Origin of the sequence: Acinetobacter sp. FDAARGOS_724, from assembly GCF_013364475.1 — a bacterium.
In the GTDB taxonomy this organism is placed as follows: domain Bacteria; phylum Pseudomonadota; class Gammaproteobacteria; order Pseudomonadales; family Moraxellaceae; genus Acinetobacter; species Acinetobacter variabilis.
The window spans coordinates 2,006,414-2,021,211 of the sequence record NZ_CP054908.1 but is presented as its reverse complement, the minus strand read 5'-3'; the positions used below and the strand labels follow the sequence as shown (position 1 = coordinate 2,021,211).

Genomic DNA, 14,798 nt, shown 5'->3' with positions numbered 1-14,798 from the left:
TTAATTTACCCCAGCCTGAATCAGGTCATGCATACTAATTACACCAATGACTTTATTGGCATCATTAACCACAACAAATTGATTAATTTTACGTTCGTTCATTTTTTCCAGTGCAACGACAGCACGCGCTTCCTGAGAAATCGTCAGCGGATTTTTGGTCATCACTTCCTGAATCGGTAAATTGACATCAAAACCTTGCTGTTTGTCGATCAGGCGGCGCAAGTCACCATCAGTGAAAATACCCAGCAGAACATCATTTTGATCCACAATTGTGGTTAAACCTAGGCGTTTATTTGAAATCTCGTATAAAACTTGATTCATCGGTGTATCTGGTGACACTTTTGGCAATTCCGAACCTGTATGCATGAGATGTTTTACATGCAGCAATAAACGTTTACCCAAGGCACCCGCTGGATGTGATAGTGCAAAATCATCAGCAGTAAAACCACGTGCATCCAGAAGAGCGACAGCCAGTGCATCACCCAGCGCTAAAGTTGCCGTTGTACTCGAAGTCGGTGCCAGACCAAGCGGACAGGCCTCTTGAAGATGACCCAAAGTTAAAGCCACATCAGCATTTTGTGGCATTGGACCTTTGGCATCACCGCTAATAGTAATTAAAGGAATTTCCAGACGCTTGATCAAAGGCATCAGCATCATGATTTCATCGCTTTTGCCTGAGTTTGAAATGGCAATCAGTACATCACCCGGTACTAGCATTCCAAGATCACCATGCCCTGCCTCGCCCGGGTGCATGAAGAATGAAGGCGTACCCGTAGAGGCAAAAGTTGCCGCCATCTTACGGCCAATATGCCCGGATTTCCCCATCCCGGTAATCACCAGACGACCTTTGCACTGCAAGATAATTTCACATGCCTGACTAAAACGCTCATCGATCTGCGTGGCTAAAATCTGTAATGCTTGTTCTTCGATACGCAAGGTTTCAAGTGCAACTTTCTGGAAGTCTATTTGATTTGGCATATTTGGTGGGTTCAAAGTAGGTTTACCTTAACTCTATACAGAGTTGACTCAGTCTAGCAAAAAATAATTTTCGCAATTTTATCATATCTATGCAAATGTCAGGTTTCAAAATGTAGAGCTTTTCATAAAACTTAAACAGAATGTTTAGAAATTTCCCTGACTGAAAGCTCTTCCATATTCAGAATTTCATTATGTAAATCAGTTCTGATTTTCCTTTTTATTTTGCGTAGGCAATAAAAAACCCCAATCTTCCGATCAGGGTTTTTTGAATTTTGGAGCGGGAAACGAGACTCGAACTCGCGACCCCAACCTTGGCAAGGTTGTGCTCTACCAACTGAGCTATTCCCGCAATATGGGAGTGAATTATAGAGAGTTTCTGCTAACTGTCAACTCCCTATTGATTCAACTGTCGAATTAATCGGCACGACGCCATACAGTTCCTTGACGGGTATCTTCCAGCACCACCCCTTGGTCTAATAAAGACTGGCGGATTTCATCGGCACGAGCAAAGTTTTTCTCTTTTTTGGCATCTTTACGTTGCTGGATCAGATCTTCAATCTGCTCTTCAGACAAGCCTAAAGCTTCCTGACCAATATCAGACTTTAAGAATTCGTCGACATTGTGCTGTACCAGACCCAGAATATTGGTGAGATGGCGCAAAGTGGAATAATAAACAGTAGCCTGCTCCTGATTCTGGTCTTTTACCGCACGGTTCAGCTCTTTATTCAGTTCAAATAATACAGCAATGGCTTCTGGCGTATTGAAGTCATCTCGCATTCCCGTATTAAAACGCTCAACAAAGTCTTGATCTAACGTATCAACCAGCTGTTCGCCATATACTGCCTGATAAGCTTTGAAAGAATGATAGAAACGCATTAGCGTATTTTTCGCTTCTTTTAAAGCTACATCTGAATAGTTCACCGGGCTGCGATAGTGTGAAGATACGATAAAGTAACGCACCACTTCCGGATGGAATTTTTCAATCACATCACGGATGGTGAAGAAGTTGCCCAAAGACTTCGACATTTTTTCGCCATCAACATTGATGAAGCCGGCATGCATCCAGTAGTTCACATACTGTTCACCTGTCGCTGCTTCAGACTGTGCAATCTCGTTTTCATGATGCGGGAAGCTTAAGTCAGCGCCACCGCCATGAATATCAAAATGATTGCCGAGGCAGCAGGTAGACATGGCTGAACATTCAATATGCCAGCCTGGACGACCATTGCCCCATGGTGAAGCCCAAGACGGTTCATTTTCTTTGGCATGTTTCCACAGCACAAAGTCAAACGGATGTTTTTTCTCAACTTCGACGTCTACACGTTCAGAAGCGCCTGCCTGCATATCTTCCAGTTTACGGCCTGAGAGACGCCCGTATTTGGCGAATTTTTCAACCTCGAAGTAAACATCGCCATTATTTGCCGGATATGCAGTCCCTTTTTCCACCAGCGTACCAATCATGTTTTGCATCTGATTGATGTAATCAGTGGCTTTTGGTGCTTCATCCGGTGCAAGACAGCCTAATTTGGCAAAGTCTTCATTCATGGCATCAATAAAACGGCTGGTCAGTGATGAAATGCTTTCCCCATTTTCATTGGCACGTTTAATAATCTTGTCGTCAATGTCAGTGATATTGCGTATGTATTTAACCTTCCAGCCCTGACTACGCAAGAAACGAATAATATAGTCAAATGCAACCACCGTGCGTGCATGTCCAATATGACAGTAGTCATAGACCGTCATCCCACAAACATACAGATCAATCTGACCTTCTTTACGAGGCACAAATTCTACTTTTTTACGTTGCTCTGAGTTATATAGAACAAATGGTTGCATAGGTCTTCTAGAATGCTTTTACAAATGATGGCTCATCTTAACCTAAGCATTATTTTTCATAAAGTTTTAAGAAAAGTTTTCAAGACTTTTTCTGCGGTTATTTCTATATTGTTAAAAAAACCAGCAATTGCTGGTCTTTTTAGATATCAGGATTTAGCTTCAGTTTTGCACTGTATTAACATCTGCTTGTTTTTTGGACCTAATGAATTACTTAGACTGGTATTTAAAACACGCGCATAGTTTTGATGATCTTTCTGGTAGAAATCTACCGTAGCCCCCTGGTACTCGGCGGTAGTTATATATTGATAATCGTCAAAAGATTTTTCAGACTTAGGCTCAATTGACTTTAATAAAGCACGCTTTTGTTTAGCAGAAATCAAGCGCAAAATGCTTTTTTCACCAATAACATAAGATAGATTATGAGCTTTCTCTTTTGAACAATCCAAAGCATAACGGCCTTTTAATTCCCCTAAAGATAGTTTCACAATAGTCTGTTCAATTGTTGCGAACACTGAACCTGACACAAGCATAGCCCCAAGACCAATTAGGGTCTGTTGACATTTACTGTTCATAATTAAACCTATAAAGGTAGCCATAAAAATATACAGGCTAAGGCAACAGCACTTTGATAATTTCTTTTGAGCTTGTCATATCGAGTAGCTATTCCTCTAAATTGCTTTAATCTACAAAACTGAACCGTACCGGGTTTGTCGGAGAGTCAATATTCTGAGTGAGAAGCGCTGCTTCGCAAGGTTCGATGATAAAATTAAAATATACCCCTGAAATCAGAGAAAGAGCGGTTCAATTATTGATTGAATCTGAAAAAGATTATCCTTCTACTTGGGCTGCAATCACAGCAATTGCGCCTAAGATTGGTTGTACTCCTGAAACACTACGTGCCAGGCATCAAAAGCATTTAGATCAGCAAAATCCTATTAAAGTACAACAGATATCTGATCAAGAAAAAATGAAGCAAATGGAACGTGAAATTAAAGAATTAAAGCGTGCCAATGAAATTCTACGTAAAGCAGCCGCTTTTTTCGCCCAGGCGGAGCTCGACCGCCCACACTAATAATGGTGGATTTTATCCATAATAATAAAGATCGATATGGTGTTGATGCGATTTGTAGGATTTTACCGATCGCAGCTTCAACCTATTACCGAACTTTAGATCTCGCTGATGAAAAGCATCGCTTTGCAAGGGAACATCGAGCGAAACGAGATCTACATGATGAGCATCATGCTGAGGAGATTAAACGAATTTGGAAGGAAAGTTCAGGTCGGAATAGTGTGCGTAAAGTCTGGCAAAAACTGAAACGTGAAGGCTATATTATTGCACGCTGTACTGTTGCTCGATTAATGAAAAAGCTAGGTATACAAGGTGTTTGGCGAGGTGAGAACAAACAAACCACCCGTAGCCTAGATGTTCAAAAAAGAGCAGATGATTTAGTGAAACGGAATTTTAATGCTGATCATCCTGACCCTTGCGAAGCAGTGCTAAGTTCGATGACTTCACTTATATTCAAACCAATTCAGGTTGGGGCTATATCGCCTTTATTATTGATGTGTTCTTACGAGCAATTGTTGGATGGAAAGTATCTATACGGATGAATACAGATATGGTGCTCGATGCACTTGAGCAAGCATTACACGATCGAGGCATGCCAAAGAATGTGATTCATCATTCCGATAGAGGTGTTCAATATCTTTCTACTCCTATACCAATCGTTTAGAAGCTGCAAATTTACGAGCATCAGTCGGTACAACTGGTGATTCATACGATAATGCTTTGGCTGAAACGGTGAATGGCTTATACCAAACAGAGGTGATTGAATATTTAAAAGCAGATTGGCAAGGTTTAGCAGATGTACAACTTGCGACATTCAACTGGGTAGATTGGTTCAATAAAAAGCGTGTACACAGTGCACTGGGTTATTTATCGCCTTTTGAGTTTGAAGCAATGTACTATGATAAGATTAACCCGTTAGGTCACGTGGCCTAACTTAAATAAAAAAGTCTCCGACAAGCCCGGTACGGTTCACCTGGGTAACACCGGAAGGTGGCGGTGGTCCGAATTACCCGAATATGTAAGGTAATTCGTATGAATAAGAAATCTTTTTCTTGTTCATATACCCAATTTTGAAGCAGTTATAACTAACACTTCACTTTAATTTTTTAGGTAATCCCAGTTCCCTAGGGAGCTGGGATTAAAAATAATCAAGAATAAAGAGAAAAAAAACAGATTCATGTCTTTTTCGTTGACTTGCTGCTTAGACCAACTTATTGACTGTGAAATAGTGTGCCTCAGTAGAAAACCAACACCTTATCTAGTCATTTTTATCCATATACGTTGTCTTTAATTAAAATTAATTGCCTGAATATACAAACACTTTAGTCGTATTTCTCTTTGGTTCTTCATATTCAAAATGCTATTGTACAAAAAGTTTCCAATTTCTCATTTTCTAATCACGATCTAGTTTCATGACTTATAAACTGAATGCCCGACATCTGGTGCTAGACCTGCTCTATGCCTCACATAACTCTACTGTTAGCATCAAACAGATGTTATGTGCAGCAGATTTATTAGGAATCTCTGACAACAGCTTGCGGGTTGCAGTCGCACGACTCAATCAGGATCAGATCATTCAGTCAGTAGAACGCGGCATTTATCAGTTAGTTGAAAAAAAATTTGATACTTCTTTTATTAGCCTGAACAAACATCCCAATATGCAGACCGCTACGGCTTGGGATGGTAAGTACATTCTGGTTTATACCGGTGCTTTGGGGCGAGTAGATCGTACGGCCTTATCTAAACGGGAAAAAGCCCTGCGTTATTATGGATTTCAGGAACTGGAACAGAACGTGTTTATCCGCCCGGACAATTTGCAACTTGGTTTGAACGAGCTTAAATCAGCAGCCGTCAAGTTTGGTCTGGATCAAGGCGCACGATTTTTTCAGGTCAGCGAGATCGATCAGCACACCCATGTATCTGCACTTTGGGATATTCATGGCCTGCATCAAACTTATTTGAATATCAGCCAGGAAATTGAACAATGGTTTGAAAACCACCAACAGTTATCCTTGGCTGAATCAGCTAAAACCGCCTTTTATCTGGCAAAATCTGCTGTATTTAGTCTGCGTGCAGATCCGCTATTGCCTGAAGAATGGCTAGATGCTCCAGCCCGACAAAAGTTTGAACTGGCTGTACGGCGTATGGAGGAGCAAGGCCAGCAGTTATGGCAGCAATATTTTCAACAACAAGGTGTATAATTTATTTCCCACATACTCACAAAAATAAATTGACTGTAATATTTTAATTCAAATATAGTGATAAGAAATACAAGAATTATATCAAGGCAGAATAATGAACAGTAAAGTGAGCGTCACAGAGCTATTTAGCCGTGAAGAAATTAGAGAGCTGACTAACCCATCCGATTTACAGGGTGCTCTGGCAGTGGGTTCAACTTGGGCTGTGATTATTTTGACCTTTGGCACAGTCGCTTATAGCTGGAAATATTTACCAGTCTGGGGAAAAATATTGATGTGTGCCTTGGCATTAGCCATTCTGGCAGGTCGCCAACTCGCTATGGCCATTTTGATGCACGACGCCTCACACCATAGTTTGTTTAAAACCAAGTGGCTAAACACACACTTCACTGACTGGCTATGCGCCCGTCCGATCTGGAATGAGGTCGGTAAATATCGTCCTTATCATTTGAAACATCATGCCCGCACCTCTCAACCTGATGATCCAGATTTAGGTCTGGTCAAAAACTTTCCAATTACTAAACAATCATTATTCAGAAAATTCTTTAGAGATCTAAATGGTCAATCCGGCCTGAAATTTCTGACTGGTCGTGTCTTAATGGATTTAGAACTTCTGGAATGGAGTGTTTCCAATGATCCGAAACCAATTCCTCGGGGTAATCGCAGTAACTTGGAACTGGCAAAGAATCTGTTAAAAAATAGCTCGGGCATGCTGATTTCCAATGCTGCCCTATTTTCTGCACTTTGGGCCAGCGGTCATCCGAAACTTTATTTATTATGGCCCCTAGCTTATATCACCCCTTTCCCACTGTTTATCCGTATCCGGGCAATGGCTGAGCATGCCGGTCTGGAAACCAGTCATTCTGCACTGACTAATACCCGTACCACCCGTGCAGGCTGGCTAGCGCGTGCTTTCGTTGCACCGATTCATGTAAATTATCATATTGAACATCATTTAATGGCCTCTGTTCCACATCAAAATCTGCCCAAAATGCATCAGATGTTGCGAGAGCGCGATTATGTGAAAGCACCACCGAGTTATAAAGATGTAATTGTGTCATTATTGAAAGACTAAAATTAAAAGATCGAAGTTTAAAAATACATTAAGTGTGATGGCAAAATTTCTCACACTTAATGTTGATGGCTTTCCTCATGCTCATGCTGTTCATGTAAATGGTCCGATTTCCGATGCTGTTCTGGGGGACAATCTTCTGCTTCAATTTGCAATGTCATCTCGGTGATGTGATGTTCATGATGCAACATCTCAAACGCCTCCTGATGCAACTTTTTATAGTCAACGTCTGGCGCAACTAAATGCACCGTCAACATCACCTTCTTGGAAGTAATCGCCCAGACTTTTAGCTGATGAATATCTTCAACACCGTCTAGCGCCAGTAGGTCATGGCGCAGTTTTTCAATATCGATTTCATCAGGAACCCCTTCTAGCAGAATATTGATGCTCTGTTTCAACAAAATCCATGTCCGTGGAATGACCCAGAATCCGATCATGACCGCAATCACGGTGTCGATCCACATCCAGCCACTGAAATAGATGATGATTGCGCCAATAATGACACCCACCGAACCTAGTGCATCACTCAGTACTTCCAGATAAGCTCCTTTAATATTCAAGCTTTCCTGACTGCTAGAAACCAGAATTTTCATGGAGATCAGGTTAATGACTAGTCCGAGTATAGCGACAATTAACATGCCCAGACTTTCAATTTCAGGAGCATGGCTCAGGCGCTGGTAAGCTTCAAACAGGATATACACCGCTACCAGAAATAGCATAATCGCATTAAATAAAGCTGCCAGAATTTCAAATCGCTGGTAGCCAAAGGTACGTTTATCATCTGCGGGTTTTTGTCCGATCTTAATCGCAGCCAGTGCAATCGCCAATGCAGCGGCATCGGTAAACATATGCGCTGCATCAGAAAGCAAGGCCAGACTCTGAGTCATAAAACCAGCAATAACTTCTACAATTAAAAAGGCTGTCGTCAGAGCTAAGGCGATGGACAGTTTTTTAGCATTCTTCGCACTAACTTCTACATGACTATGATCATGATGATGTGATCCACCCACCGTATACTCCTTTTCATTTGAATCTGATTCTAAGTTTTAGCTACTTCTTATTACCTATACTTGCTATACTACGCCTGCGCTGCTGATATTTAAGCAATTTTTTGTATAACGTGTCTCTCTTTTAAAATATCCATGTCTATTCATTAAGCAAACTTAGTACTTAAATTATTAAATTTACCTCTCTACCCGATATAGAATCAAAACTCAGCATGAGTACGCAGTTTTTCATTTTCCAAAATCCAGGACTGCACTGAAGATCGCTGAAAATTACGCTGGATATAAGCCTGAATCTTTTCGGGAAGCTCAACATCGTGACTAAGCAGACGATGCAGCATAAAGGCTAGATCAAAGTCTGCAATTGACCATTGTTCGGTGAGCCATAGCTCTTCAAGTAAAGTTTCTGTGATTGCCAGTAAGCGCTGAATATCCTGCATGGTTTCAGCCGATGCGATTAAAGGCCTTTTAGGTGGAACAAAGATCGAAGTTGAAGGCATATCCTGCCGGATAGAGGAAAAATCAGTTTTCATCAAAGCCTGAACGGCGCGGCATTTTGCTCTGGCTTTCATCTCTGCAGGATATGAAGCAGGATAATCCGGTGCCGGAAAAACATCTTCCAGGTATTCAGTAATTGCCCAAGATTCAAATAAATGAAAATCATCAATGATCAAACAAGGGACTTTGCCACTCGGACAAATTTTACGATAAGCCAAAGATTGCTGTTCCAGCAGATTCAGATCGATCATTTTTTCCTGAAAGTTGAGTCCTTTCTCTTTTAAAGCCACATAAACCGACATGGCATAAGGACTGATACGTTTTTTATCGACATATAAGCAGATATTGTGCATTTTTTATCCTGCCTCTTATGATTATCCACTGCTTTCTACTCTAACGCCTTTTTTATAGAAAAGGAAAATATCGCTGCATATTGATACAAAGCGGAGTTATAGTCTTACATAGGCTTGCCGATTCGGATGAATCACCTACCTAAGGCTAAATCACCGGATTAAAAAGACTTCAAATTTTTTGCAGAATAACGTTAAATAAATATTTTCCATTTAGACCTGACTGCTATGCTGAACCTTGACCACTTCCCTGATACCGTATATGCCATTCAACATCTGGCTTTTGAAGACCTAGGTGCCTGGGAAGATGTGTTTTATCAGCTAGGATTACGTGTTCGCTATTTTGAAGCCGGAATTGATGACCTACGAAAGGCGTATGAATATAAAGGTCTGACAATTATTTTAGGGGGTCCAATTGGTGTCTATGAAACGGTGGACTACCCTTTCTTACAACAAGAAATAGACTTACTTAAAGTGCGTTTAGAGAAGAATTTACCCACTTTAGGTATTTGTCTGGGTGCTCAACTCATTGCTCATGCACTCGGTGCTAAAGTCTATGCAGGACATAGCAAAGAAATTGGCTGGTCTAAGCTTACTCTTCCAGTTGCTGAGAATAATCCACTACAAGCCTTGGAAAATATTGAAGTGCTACATTGGCACGGCGATACTTTTGATCTGCCTGAACAGGCTGAATTGCTGGCCAGCTCTGATCTTTATCCAAATCAGGCCTTTCGGGTAGGACAGAATATTCTAGCACTACAATTCCATACTGAAGTAGCCAGTGAAAGTTTAGAGAAATGGCTGATTGGACATACCTGTGAGTTACGCAAAGCCCAAATCAATATCCCCACCTTGCGGGCGGATCATCAAAGCTATGCACCCGCGCTTGAACAGGCAGCCAGTTCGGTATTGATGCATTATTTAGAAAACCTGCAACTTAAATAACCGTAATAAAAAAGCACCCTATTGGGTGCTTTTTTAATTTGTCATTTTTACTTTTTCGGAGCAGGTACAGAAGCCTCGGTAGTAATGTTCACTGTAATTTTATCGCCCACATTTGGAACATAGCCGCCTACCCCAAAGGCTGAACGGTTAAATGAAGTGGTTGCATTAAAACCAATCGTTTGTAATTTGGTCATTGGATGTATGCCTTGTTTATTTAAAACTGCATCCAGTACCACAGGTTTAGTGACATCTTTCACGGTTAAGTTACCGGTGATTTTGTATTTGTTTTTGCCTAAAGCCTGAACTTTAGTACTTTTAAAAGTGATATTCGGATATTTGGCAGCATCAAAAAATTCTGCTGTCTTAATATGGTCATCCAGCGCTTTCACATTCGTATTAATGCTTGCAACCGGGATATTCACATTGACCGAAGAATTCGCAGGTTTTTCATTATCAACATTAATCATACCCTGGATATCACTGAAGTTTGCAGATGGTGTAGAGAAACCAAAGTGGCTCCAAGAGAAAACCGTTGCTGAATGAGTCGGGTCAATCGTATAAGCCACTGGTTTTGCCATAGAAAATGTTGCTACAGATGCGACCGCCAAGCCTAATGCTAATGTTTTTAAATTCATGTTTTTATCTCACGTTTTGGATGTTATTAAGTGTATAGAATCTGGAACCGTTTACAGCCTTAAAGATAAAACGTTTTGTTGCAGCAATGAAACGATAAAATTGTAAGTTATTTTTTTAATTTTTGAGCTTTAATCCATACGGTACTGAATAAATCCAGTTTTCTTGGTGACTTTGTTATACAACGCTTGCGCCTGATGATTTGATTCCTGAGTCAGCCAGTAAACCCGGTCGCAATTACGCTGCTGCGCTACCTGATAGACATGCTGAATCAACTTTCGCGCCACGCCCCGTCCGCGATAGTCCGGATGGGTAAATAGATCCTGCAAATAAGTATATGGCCTTACTGTCCAGCTACTGTTATGTTCGATGACATGCACAATCCCAACGACCTTTTCATCAATCAAGGCCGCAAAACCGTGCATTGAATCTAATTCATAATTGGTTAATTTATCCCAGGTATTTTTACTTACCTCATCCGAAATTTGCGTTTGATAAAAGCGTTGATAGTCTTGCCATAAAGATAGCCATTCTGACTGTGATATTTGCTCTAGAGATTTGATCTGGATCTGGGGCTGTATATTCATGTTTAACTGCTTCTTTGGCTTATTTCTTTAATTTAAGTCGTTTCGATAGTGGTCGCGGAATTTTTATAGCAACCTAAACTTAGCTTTATCTCATCTGGCGCTCATAAGCAACCTGTCAGATGGAAATCATCCGACATAAAAAAAGCCCCAATTAGGGACTTTTCACGCTTTATATTTAAAGTTTTTCAACCAGAATACGATCCACCTGTTTCAAACCAGAATGCTTTTCATGGTTCTTGCGACGTACTTTAATGATTTTTTCTTCAGCCATTTCCTGAAGTAATAGCTCAACCGCAACCATTGCTTCAAGGGGGAGATCCTGCCCGATCCATTTCTGCTCGCCTGCATCCATTAAAGTAATTTCATCATTAATTTGTTCATACAAGCTCATGTTTATCTCACTCTTTCATTTCAATTATGGGAGAACACTTTTTAGCGGTTGCCACATGAAAACAAGGCTAGAAAGCGAAAAAACAAAAGACGCCCCAAAACTGGGGCGCCCTTAAAAACCGACTTAATCAGTTGATTAAGCAGTAATCTCTTTTACAGCTGCTACAACAGCTTCAGTTGTAATACCGAAGTGTTTGAACAGGTCTTTAGCAGGTGCAGATTCACCGTAAGTGGTCATACCGATCACACGACCATCAAGACCTACAAATTTCCACCAGTAATCTACATGTGCAGCTTCAACCGCTACACGTGCACGAATCGCTGCAGGAAGAACTGATTCACGGTAAGCAGCATCTTGCTTCATGAATTCTTCAGCACATGGCATAGATACGACACGTACACCTTCAAGCTGTGCATAAGCTTCCATTGCAAGAGAAACTTCAGAACCAGTCGCAATGATAATCGCTTTCAATTCGCCTTTTTCTTCAGCCAGAACATAACCACCTTTCGCTACATTCTCAATTTGTGCTTGAGTACGAGTCTGGAATGGCAGGTTTTGACGAGAGAAGATCAACGCTGTTGGACCTTCTGAACGCATCAAAGCAGATTTCCAGGAAATCGCTGCTTCAACGGTGTCACATGGACGCCATGTATTCAGGTTTGGTGTACCACGTAAAGATGCGATTTGTTCGATTGGCTGGTGTGTAGGACCATCTTCACCCAGACCGATTGAATCGTGAGTGTAGACATGAATCACACGTTGTTTCATCAGCGCAGACATACGTACTGCATTACGTGCATATTCCATAAACATCAGGAATGTTGCTACATAAGGAATGAAACCGCCATGCAATGCTACACCATTGGCAATCGCAGTCATACCAAATTCACGTACGCCGTAATGAACATAGTTACCTGCTGGATTGTCCTGTACGCCTTGTGCACCTTTCCAAAGTGTCAGGTTAGAACCTGCAAGGTCAGCAGAACCACCTAGTACTTCTGGTAATGAAGGTACAAGTGCTTGTAACGTGTTTTGGCTCGCTTTACGTGTTGCAATGGTTTCTTCTTTCGCATTTACTTCAGCGATGTAAGCATCTGCTTTTGCAACGAAGTCAGCTGGAAGATCACCAGAAAGACGACGTTTTAATTCTGCTGCTTCTGTTGGATATTTTGCTGCATAAGCGGCAAAAGTTTCGTTCCATGCTGCTTCAGCTTGTGAACCTTTTTCTTTGGCATCCCAAGCTGCGTATACATCCTCAGGAATGACAAATGCTTCGTCTGACCAGCCAAGCGCTTCACGAGTCAATACGATTTCGTCATTACCCAAAGGTGCACCGTGACAGTCTTCTTTACCCTGTTTGTTTGGTGAACCTAAACCAATCACTGTTTTACACATGATGATGGTTGGTTTGTTCGCTTCAGCTTTTGCTTCAACAGTCGCTTGACGGATGGCATCAGCATCATGACCGTCAACTTTGATCACTTGCCAGCCATAAGACTTGAAGCGTTGTTCTGTATCGTCAGAGAACCAGCCTTCAACTTCACCGTCAATCGAAATGCCGTTGTCGTCATAGTAAGCAATCAGCTTGCCTAGACCTAAAGTACCTGCCAAAGAACATGCTTCGTGAGAAACACCTTCCATCAAGCAGCCATCGCCCAGGAAGCAGTAAGTGTAGTGATCTACAACTTTAATATCGTCTTTGTTGAATTGCGCTGCTAAAGTTTTTTCAGCCAGTGCGAAACCAACAGCATTTGCGATACCTTGGCCTAAAGGACCAGTGGTTGTTTCAATACCCGGTGCATAGCCCAATTCTGGGTGACCTGGGGTTTTAGAATGAAGTTGACGGAATGCTTTAAGATCTTCAATTGAAAGATCATAGCCCGTTAAATGAAGAAGTGCGTATTGAAGCATAGAGCCATGGCCATTCGACAATACGAAACGGTCACGGTTAGCCCAATTCGGATTTGTTGGGTTATGGTTTAAGAATTCACGCCAAACCACATCAGCGATATCTGCCATCCCCATTGGAGCACCTGGATGTCCTGAGTTTGCTTTTTGCACAGCATCCATTGCCAATACACGAATTGCGTTTGCAATACGACGTTCATTAAGCGGGGTTGTCATAAATCAGCGTCCAAATAAATTCAGAAGAAATAGGAAATGATGAAAAGACTTTCAAAACTGCCGTCTATTGTCTTAAAAAAACAGCGAGGGGTAAAGACTAGCCTACAATATTTATCAATTTATTGATCTTGTATTTACCTATCGGATAAATATTCTGCACTTTTAAGGTGCATTGATTGACTAGAGTCTAAGTTAGATTCTAATAAGATGATAAATCTGGGATTATTCTTAACTATTTTTTATAAATTAAACTTTCACAATATGTTGAATTCCTCTCCAAGATACATCCAGATAGGAGTCAAAACAGAAGATCCAGACTTAAATAAGTGATCTTTTCCAGTCCATAAAAATGCATATGTGAATATCTAATGTCTGCCCAAGATCATCAGACATGAAAAGATAAAGGTTGAAGTTCAATCAGGCTAATCGATACCACGAAAATTATTGTCCTCGGCAATCTTTAGGTAAATAACGCTGACTGATATCGCTCGACGAACAACTGCCGCTATAGACATCAAAAGCGATGGATTTCCCACGGATAGCCGTATCTATCCCATCCTGCCGTAGCTTAAATTCAATCCGACAAGCGGCATTGATCACGACTTTTTCAATATATTGGGTTCCGCTGCCAATTTGACGGCCTGCATCACAATGTCCATCAGAGGCAATAAATTGAGTTCGATAGCTACCTGCCTGCTTAAAAACCTCTGCTAGTTGGCTTCGCACTACATAACTGTGATAACTCATGCCTGCTACTGTCGCCAGAATGGCAATAATCGTGAGTACAATCATGACTTCAATCAAGGTAAACGCCTTTTGATACATGCTTTTCCATCTCCGTACAGTCTTTTAAACAAATCCATACCAAAAGATTTCGCCACTTCCTGACAGGCGGTTTCTGAAGACTTGAAGCTACTATGCAGAGTCGTACTATTTGCAGCAAGGCTGTCTGTCGTGTGGTCAATACACCCACCTTAATTTATTAATAGAATGATCACTTTCCTTGATATTTGAGGCATTTAATTTTTATATTTTTCTTAGTACTTAGTTATGCAAATTTGTTTAGAAATATCACTGCTTAATAAGCGTCTCTTATCAATTCACAGATTATTT

General features: G+C 41.0%; 13 protein-coding genes, 1 tRNA gene, 2 pseudogenes and 1 other annotated feature. Of the genes and pseudogenes, 4 read left to right on the top strand and 12 right to left on the bottom strand.

All coding sequences use genetic code 11. From position 1 onward, the window contains the following. The 5 genes and pseudogenes from FOC32_RS10865 to FOC32_RS10845 all read right to left on the bottom strand — a co-directional run. Nucleotides 1-978, bottom strand: coding sequence for a KpsF/GutQ family sugar-phosphate isomerase (locus tag FOC32_RS10865; protein WP_005235203.1), 978 nt, complete (start codon nt 976-978; stop codon nt 1-3). A gap of 273 nt (nt 979-1,251) precedes the next feature. Beyond that, nucleotides 1,252-1,327, bottom strand: a tRNA-Gly gene (locus FOC32_RS10860). Nucleotides 1,328-1,392: 65 nt separating this feature from the next. Further along, nucleotides 1,393-2,814 (bottom strand): cysteine--tRNA ligase, encoded by a 1,422-nt coding sequence (gene cysS / locus FOC32_RS10855; RefSeq protein ID WP_175967391.1) that lies wholly within the window; start codon nt 2,812-2,814, stop codon nt 1,393-1,395. A gap of 146 nt (nt 2,815-2,960) precedes the next feature. Further along, nucleotides 2,961-3,386, bottom strand: a complete 426-nt coding sequence (locus FOC32_RS10850; RefSeq protein ID WP_005235199.1) for a hypothetical protein — start codon at nt 3,384-3,386, stop codon at nt 2,961-2,963. A gap of 8 nt (nt 3,387-3,394) precedes the next feature. Then, nucleotides 3,395-3,505, bottom strand: a pseudogene (locus FOC32_RS10845) (IS5/IS1182 family transposase); the annotation flags it as partial. Between the two features lie 66 nt (nt 3,506-3,571). Here FOC32_RS10845 and FOC32_RS10840 point away from each other — a divergent pair. The 3 genes and pseudogenes from FOC32_RS10840 to FOC32_RS10830 all read left to right on the top strand — a co-directional run bounded on the left by FOC32_RS10840 (nt 3,572) and on the right by FOC32_RS10830 (nt 7,156). Then, nucleotides 3,572-4,816, top strand: a pseudogene (locus tag FOC32_RS10840) (IS3 family transposase). Continuing rightward, nucleotides 3,847-3,963, top strand: a sequence feature (AL1L pseudoknot). Its footprint overlaps the pseudogene before it by 117 nt. 479 nt (nt 4,817-5,295) lie before the next feature. Then, nucleotides 5,296-6,084 (top strand): PaaX family transcriptional regulator C-terminal domain-containing protein, encoded by a 789-nt coding sequence (locus FOC32_RS10835; protein WP_175967387.1) that lies wholly within the window; start codon nt 5,296-5,298, stop codon nt 6,082-6,084. Between the two features lie 94 nt (nt 6,085-6,178). Next, on the top strand, nt 6,179-7,156 hold the full coding sequence (locus FOC32_RS10830) for a fatty acid desaturase family protein (RefSeq protein WP_175967385.1): 978 nt from the start codon (nt 6,179-6,181) through the stop codon (nt 7,154-7,156). Between the two features lie 56 nt (nt 7,157-7,212). On the opposite strand, the gene FOC32_RS10825 is transcribed toward FOC32_RS10830, so the two are convergent. Together FOC32_RS10825 and yfcF are read right to left on the bottom strand one after the other, a co-directional pair. After that, nucleotides 7,213-8,163, bottom strand: a complete 951-nt coding sequence (locus FOC32_RS10825) for a cation diffusion facilitator family transporter (protein ID WP_175967383.1) — start codon at nt 8,161-8,163, stop codon at nt 7,213-7,215. Between the two features lie 197 nt (nt 8,164-8,360). Continuing rightward, the gene (yfcF, locus tag FOC32_RS10820; protein WP_175967381.1) at nt 8,361-9,008 is read right to left on the bottom strand and encodes a glutathione transferase; all 648 of its coding nucleotides are present in this window, start codon (nt 9,006-9,008) and stop codon (nt 8,361-8,363) included. A 225-nt stretch (nt 9,009-9,233) separates the two neighbouring features. Between yfcF and FOC32_RS10815 the strand changes: the two genes are divergently transcribed. Continuing rightward, on the top strand, nt 9,234-9,950 hold the full coding sequence (locus tag FOC32_RS10815; protein ID WP_175967380.1) for a glutamine amidotransferase: 717 nt from the start codon (nt 9,234-9,236) through the stop codon (nt 9,948-9,950). A 47-nt stretch (nt 9,951-9,997) separates the two neighbouring features. On the opposite strand, the gene FOC32_RS10810 is transcribed toward FOC32_RS10815, so the two are convergent. From FOC32_RS10810 to FOC32_RS10790, 5 genes are all read right to left on the bottom strand, one after another. Further along, complete coding sequence (locus tag FOC32_RS10810) at nt 9,998-10,585, bottom strand: YceI family protein (protein WP_175967378.1); 588 nt, start codon at nt 10,583-10,585, stop codon at nt 9,998-10,000. A gap of 129 nt (nt 10,586-10,714) precedes the next feature. After that, complete coding sequence (locus tag FOC32_RS10805) at nt 10,715-11,170, bottom strand: GNAT family N-acetyltransferase (RefSeq protein WP_175967376.1); 456 nt, start codon at nt 11,168-11,170, stop codon at nt 10,715-10,717. Nucleotides 11,171-11,345: 175 nt separating this feature from the next. Next, nucleotides 11,346-11,561 (bottom strand): hypothetical protein, encoded by a 216-nt coding sequence (locus FOC32_RS10800; protein ID WP_175967374.1) that lies wholly within the window; start codon nt 11,559-11,561, stop codon nt 11,346-11,348. Nucleotides 11,562-11,696: 135 nt separating this feature from the next. Further along, nucleotides 11,697-13,685, bottom strand: a complete 1,989-nt coding sequence (gene tkt, locus FOC32_RS10795) for a transketolase (RefSeq protein WP_005235176.1) — start codon at nt 13,683-13,685, stop codon at nt 11,697-11,699. Between the two features lie 441 nt (nt 13,686-14,126). Beyond that, entirely contained in the window at nt 14,127-14,510 is a 384-nt protein-coding gene (locus FOC32_RS10790; protein WP_175967372.1) for a pilin, read from the bottom strand. Between the last annotated feature and the right edge of the window lie 288 nt (nt 14,511-14,798).

What these genes read in the sequence shown, in the direction of transcription:
- FOC32_RS10865 (WP_005235203.1), bottom strand. Translation starts at nt 978, where the DNA reads ATGCCAAATCAAATAGACTTCCAGAAAGTTGCACTTGAAACCTTGCGT.
- cysS (WP_175967391.1), bottom strand. Translation starts at nt 2,814, where the DNA reads ATGCAACCATTTGTTCTATATAACTCAGAGCAACGTAAAAAAGTAGAA.
- FOC32_RS10850 (WP_005235199.1), bottom strand. Translation starts at nt 3,386, where the DNA reads ATGAACAGTAAATGTCAACAGACCCTAATTGGTCTTGGGGCTATGCTT.
- FOC32_RS10835 (WP_175967387.1), top strand. Translation starts at nt 5,296, where the DNA reads ATGACTTATAAACTGAATGCCCGACATCTGGTGCTAGACCTGCTCTAT.
- FOC32_RS10830 (WP_175967385.1), top strand. Translation starts at nt 6,179, where the DNA reads ATGAACAGTAAAGTGAGCGTCACAGAGCTATTTAGCCGTGAAGAAATT.
- yfcF (WP_175967381.1), bottom strand. Translation starts at nt 9,008, where the DNA reads ATGCACAATATCTGCTTATATGTCGATAAAAAACGTATCAGTCCTTAT.
- FOC32_RS10815 (WP_175967380.1), top strand. Translation starts at nt 9,234, where the DNA reads ATGCTGAACCTTGACCACTTCCCTGATACCGTATATGCCATTCAACAT.
- FOC32_RS10810 (WP_175967378.1), bottom strand. Translation starts at nt 10,585, where the DNA reads ATGAATTTAAAAACATTAGCATTAGGCTTGGCGGTCGCATCTGTAGCA.
- FOC32_RS10805 (WP_175967376.1), bottom strand. Translation starts at nt 11,170, where the DNA reads ATGAATATACAGCCCCAGATCCAGATCAAATCTCTAGAGCAAATATCA.
- FOC32_RS10800 (WP_175967374.1), bottom strand. Translation starts at nt 11,561, where the DNA reads ATGAGCTTGTATGAACAAATTAATGATGAAATTACTTTAATGGATGCA.
- tkt (WP_005235176.1), bottom strand. Translation starts at nt 13,685, where the DNA reads ATGACAACCCCGCTTAATGAACGTCGTATTGCAAACGCAATTCGTGTA.
- FOC32_RS10790 (WP_175967372.1), bottom strand. Translation starts at nt 14,510, where the DNA reads ATGTATCAAAAGGCGTTTACCTTGATTGAAGTCATGATTGTACTCACG.